At 33.7% G+C, this 5,377-nt stretch carries 5 protein-coding genes; all 5 read right to left on the bottom strand.

Annotated features, from left to right (window positions below; translation table 11 throughout):
- Positions 1–1,063 (bottom strand): MBOAT family protein (locus E1140_RS02070; RefSeq protein WP_185153375.1); only part of this gene is annotated, 1,063 nt, incomplete at its 3' end.
- Positions 1,064–1,138: 75 nt separating this feature from the next.
- Positions 1,139–1,966, bottom strand: coding sequence for a sulfotransferase family protein (locus tag E1140_RS02075; protein WP_155178530.1), 828 nt, complete (start codon positions 1,964–1,966; stop codon positions 1,139–1,141).
- Positions 1,967–1,978: 12 nt separating this feature from the next.
- On the bottom strand, positions 1,979–3,787 hold the full coding sequence (locus E1140_RS02080) for an ABC transporter ATP-binding protein (protein ID WP_155178532.1): 1,809 nt from the start codon (positions 3,785–3,787) through the stop codon (positions 1,979–1,981).
- The gene (locus E1140_RS02085) at positions 3,787–4,449 is read right to left on the bottom strand and encodes a hypothetical protein (RefSeq protein WP_155178534.1); all 663 of its coding nucleotides are present in this window, start codon (positions 4,447–4,449) and stop codon (positions 3,787–3,789) included. Before E1140_RS02085 ends, E1140_RS02080 begins: the two co-directional genes overlap by 1 nt.
- A complete protein-coding gene (locus E1140_RS02090; protein WP_155178536.1) occupies positions 4,439–5,314 on the bottom strand; it encodes a glycosyltransferase family 2 protein in 876 nt (291 codons plus the stop codon). The genes E1140_RS02085 and E1140_RS02090 overlap by 11 nt, the downstream gene beginning before the upstream one ends.
- Between the last annotated feature and the right edge of the window lie 63 nt (positions 5,315–5,377).

The following is a 5,377-nucleotide window of genomic DNA, read 5'->3' on the forward strand; positions in this document are numbered from 1 at the left end:
TTTTTCGGTTTTTACCAAGCAGCAGAAGTGGTAAAAAATATAGCGCATTAAGTGCTCCCCAAATAATAAAAGTCCAATTAGCACCATGCCAAAATCCTGAAACTATGAATATAATGAAGGTGTTAATAACTGCTCTTTTCTTGTTTACCCTGCTTCCACCCAGAGGGATATAAACATAGTCTCTAAACCAAGTAGAAAGTGAGATATGCCATCTACGCCAGAATTCTGCCATATCTCTAGAGAAATATGGGGTTTTAAAATTAGTCATCAAATTAAAACCAAGTAGCTTGGCGGTACCAATGGCTATGTCCGAATACCCGGAAAAATCACCATATATCTGAAAAGCAAAAAAAAATGAACCTAAAATTAGCTCACTGCTACTGGCTTGCGTGTAATTCAAAAACACTTCATCAACAAAAATTGCACAATTATCTGCTATAACAACTTTCTTAAATAAGCCCCAAAAAATTAATCGCATGCCGTCTGCACCATTCTTGTAAGTAAACTTTCGACTTATCTTAAACTGAGGCAATAAGTTAACAGCTCGCTCAATTGGACCTGCTACGAGTTGGGGAAAGAAGCTTACATAGGCAAAAAAAGCAACGAGATCCTTTTCGGCTTTCAAATGTCCACGATAGAGATCAATAGTATAACTCATTGTCTGGAAAGTATAGAAGCTAATACCAACGGGTAAAATCACATTTAAAGACCAGAGGTTGGCTTGAAATCCTATTAGCTGAAGCAAATCTGTAAATGACTCTGAAAAGAAATTGAAATACTTGAAAAACCCAAGGAAGCCTAAATTTGTCAAGATACTGCTCCATAAAAAAAATCTTCTTCTGGTTTTTGTTTTACTCTTCTCAATTTGTTGACCCGCTATAAAATCTACCAAAGAACTAAAAGCAATCAAGGAAAGAAAGCGCCAGTCCCACCAACCGTAAAAAACATAGCTCACAAACAACAAAAAGAAATTTTGAGCCTTTAAATGTCTTTGAAATACAAACCAATAGGTTATAAAACAGAAGGGAAGAAATAATAAGAATTCAAAGGAGTTAAATATCACAACAAGGCAAATATTAAGTTAGTCTACAGTAATAGGAATATAACCTATCATGAGGTAAAATGAATTTCTTAATTATTAATTATACAGCGACTTCAAAATTTCCATGGCCTCCTCATTCTTCATGAATTCTATCACTTCCGGATCTTCTGGATGATTCTTCCACTTTTTAATTCTATTTTTATTTAATTTACCCAATAAATTACCCTTGGTGTTTTTAGGTACTTTACTGTCCATTATACTTCTACCTCGATTAATACTTGGCAAATATCTATAATATTGGTCTTCAGAAAATGGAGACTCTAGCCCTAAGAAAGATTGTATTTGAGCCGTTGTTTGATCAAAATGGCTTACCAAATCCTCATAAGTTATGGTTAACACATTGTCCATTCCTTTCACTTCAAGACCAGCTTTCACATATTTAACCCACTTTTCTGCAGTCATAAATCTTCCCATCCGATTGTGAGAAGATAGAACTACATCCCTTCCATCCCTCACAATATGAATAAATTTCACTTTACCTTTAAAAATACTATTGATAAATTCAATATTCATTACATTCAAAGGCGTTTTTTCACCCCATCTATTAGCCGTCTTCTTAATAGGCATAGCTAACAGCAATAATTTTAATTGAAACTTTAAGAAGTAGATATAAATTCCACTGCGACCTTTTCTGTTGCTTTTATTTCTTAAAAACAACATGGTTTCATTTGGTATAATTGAAATCTCTAGGTGAGAATTTAAAATTGACTTCAGTAAAGTTGTCCCAGACCTTGGGGCACCGCATATTATAATTGGCTCCTTTTTTAATTTATTAATTCTAAAAAGTGAAGGTATAAAATTAATGTATAGCTCCTTGTTAAATATATACCTATATATCTTACCAGCCTTTGATCTAAATCCCATAAGCCCTTAGTTTCATACCTCCTGTAGGTTGACCATTTTTTCAAACACCTGTGATCTTTCCTTTAATTCTTGATAGCTACCAGAAGCTTCGATCTTACCTTTATCCAATAATATAACTTCATCTACATTTTTAATGGTAGCCAATCTATGTGCTATAATAATTAAGGTATACTGGCCTTTCAGCGCGTCAATGTTCTGCTGAATCTGAAGTTCTGTTTCTGAATCTAAAGCAGAAGTGGCTTCATCCATAATTAAAATATCAACATCTTTAAATAATTCCCTGGCAATAGATAGTCGCTGTTTTTGTCCCCCACTTATCAAAACGCCATTGCTTCCTAGCCTTGTATATTCCTTATCCGGTAAATCCCGTGTAAAATCGGCTACTGCAGCTCTCTCAAGTACCTCCCAGAATTTCTTTAAATTTTCCTCTGTTCTTTCTGCCCAAAAGGTAATGTTATTAAAGATATCATCATCAAAAATCACTGGTTCCTGGGTGATATAGCCTATTTTTCTTTGAAAATCTGGCCAATAAAGTTCACTAGATTTCAAACTATCTACATAATAAGTTCCTTCACTTAAAGGTAGAAGCCCTGCCAGAATGTTTACTAATGTAGTTTTGCCGCTACCGCTCTCCCCTACTAAAGCAATACTTTTATTCTTGGGTATATTTAAAGAAATACGTTTAAGAATATAACTACCTTTAGCATATCCAAAACTGACATTATCCAGAATGAGAGCTTGCTTGAGGGAATATTGAGGCTTGTTACCGTATTGGTCTCTATGAGAATAGAGTTCCTGATTAAATAACTCCATCTGGTCTAACGAACCAGATACTGTAAGGAAGCTATTCCATTGAGTTTGAAGATTCATGAAGTATGTCAATGAGCGGTAGAAAAACATCAAGCTTAAAATTATTAAAGCTAAACCCTGTCCAACCACCTGCGTTTGAAATAAAATAACACCAACAACCACCATGACAATTAAGGGTTCTCTAGTAGAGCCTATTAATACACTATACCACCCCATTTTCATCGATGTTCTCTCAATGTTTTCTGCTATTTGCTTCAATTTATCAGAAAAAATTTTACTAGTACCTGTGGCTTTAAAATATTTAAAAAATGCAACCATCTGAATCAGGTTAGCTTGAAAATCGCTATTCTCAGCAACAATTTTATTGGAACTCTTTTTCGTTTTTGAATAAATTTTGCGATAGAATATATTCATCAAACCACCTCCTACAATCACGGTTAAAGCAAATTGTGGGTTTGAAAGAAAAGCAAGAACTAAATACACAATAACCATTATCAAAGACTGTATTACACTGGCATAACTTTTATAAGCAGTTAGTATTCTGGTAACCTCTCCACTTAATGTGTTTTGGATGCGCCCTACATCTGCTTTAACAAAATACTGATATGCATAATTATTTAGTGCATCAACATTTTGAAAACGAAGCATTTTCATGAAATACCGTTGCATTTTCATTTTGTAATAGCCTTCATAAAACCGGATTGCTCCTTTTAACAAAAAGAACATTAGCATGACGAGTAGAATACTGGGCAATGTAAATGGTATACCTAAGTCGTTCATACCAAGAATAATAAAGTCGAGATTACCCATTTCTTCAGCTACTTCTTCCTGAGAAGTGGTTTCTCCGGCCATTTTAAGAATTGGCAAAAACATGGCCAAACCCAACCCATCCAATGCACCTACAGAAATACTGAGTAAAAGAGAAATTATTAACCTATGCCTTAATTTCTCCAGAAAGTAAAAGAAATAATTAAAGTACCCTTTAATATAGCCTGTTAATTTAGCGATCATTATAACCTGTTAATTTCAAATATTTCTGGGTTAACTAAATTTAAATAATATTCTAGGCGGTTATCTTTTTTTAATTTTGAGACTAAGTTGTGTCCAGCACCTAAGTCATTAAAAAGCCTCATGTTTTCACACTTAATCCTACTCGCATGTATATTATCTAACCTGTGCCCTTTATCATAGAACAAAACTAATTCCCCTTTATAATCGCTGCTTATTTTCCGTAAATCTAAATACTTTTTCTCCAAGCCCTTAATTCTGTAAATCTCCTTTTTTCTATCTTTCCAACGCGTGTCATAGTAAATAAGTCTATGAAAACTGTCCATGAAAGTTTGTGGAGAAAAAGCAATTATCTGATCTACCTTTAACAAACTTCCATATAGGATAGCGGCAAATCCACCAGCAGATGAGCCTATTGTTACTACTTTTTCAATTTTCTCTAAATCAATAACGCTTTTAAAAAACGAAACCGTCTCTTCAATATTATCCCCTACTTGATATATAGAATTCAGGTACCAATGATGCTTTAAATCTCGAACATATATCTTTTTAAAACCCTGGTCTCTGAACATATTTTTAAATTGAAAATTGTCACCCAAACCAGCAAAACTAATAACTAAAGTATCACTTGAATAGCTAGTATCAATTAAAACCTCATCCTCCATAATAATACTTTTTGGCTAAACTTGGAAACAACAAGAATATGAATAGGTATTTATAGGCTTTCCAGAAAAACGGATAATTCTTTATAATACTTAAACTGATCTTTCTAGCTTCTTTGTATCTATCAATATAAAAGGCCTGAAAAGCCAATGTGGAGCGAAATGACCTATCATGAGTAGGGTGATTTTTAAAATATTTAGCATGCTTTTTAAGCAAGTATTTTAGACTTTCATATTTAATTTTAGAGTACTTAGCTTTCCGGTCAATATTATTGTCTTTTTGAATATTTACACCGCCAGTCGTAAGTGCTTTTATATAGGGTTTTAGATCGCTACCTAATGACCTAATGCGAATGAATAGATCAGAGTTTTCTGAAAACCTTAGCTTCTCATCATACTGCCCTATTTGGATAAAAAAATCTTTCTCAATACAAAAAGCACCTGTTAATCTCTGCGCCAAAACATTTTCAGTTTTTATTTTTTGAATAAGTTCATTCCGAGTGGAGAAAATTAATGCAGGCAAAATGAACAACATTAACGAAGAATCTTGCTTTATAGAATTAAGTAAAATTGACAAGGTGCCCTCTTCCATCAAATCATCAGAATCAAGGAAATAAAGAAATTGGCCATTCGCCATATTGGCACCATGATTTCTTGCCGCACAGACACCTGCATTTTCCTGATAAAAATACCTTATCCTTGGATATTGTTGCTCTATAAAAGTTTCTGTTCCGTCTGTGCTTCCATCATCTACTACTATCACCTCTACTTGCTTATTAGCCTGTTGAATAACTGAATCAAGTGATCTCCCTATTGAATCTTTTCGATTGTAAGTAGGAATAATAATTGAGAGTAATATATCAGTCATTTCCAATCTCCTTTGCAATTTCTAAAGTCAAATCTTTACTATCGAAAGAGTTCTTAAGCTGCC

Source organism: Fulvivirga lutimaris (genome assembly GCF_009711525.1).
Lineage (GTDB): Bacteria > Bacteroidota > Bacteroidia > Cytophagales > Cyclobacteriaceae > Fulvivirga > Fulvivirga lutimaris.

Bases quoted from the DNA above. Each gene is read 5' to 3' on its own strand.
- E1140_RS02085 (WP_155178534.1), bottom strand. From the start codon at position 4,449: ATGGAGGATGAGGTTTTAATTGATACTAGCTATTCAAGTGATACTTTA.
- E1140_RS02075 (WP_155178530.1), bottom strand. From the start codon at position 1,966: ATGGGATTTAGATCAAAGGCTGGTAAGATATATAGGTATATATTTAAC.
- E1140_RS02080 (WP_155178532.1), bottom strand. From the start codon at position 3,787: ATGATCGCTAAATTAACAGGCTATATTAAAGGGTACTTTAATTATTTC.
- E1140_RS02090 (WP_155178536.1), bottom strand. From the start codon at position 5,314: ATGACTGATATATTACTCTCAATTATTATTCCTACTTACAATCGAAAA.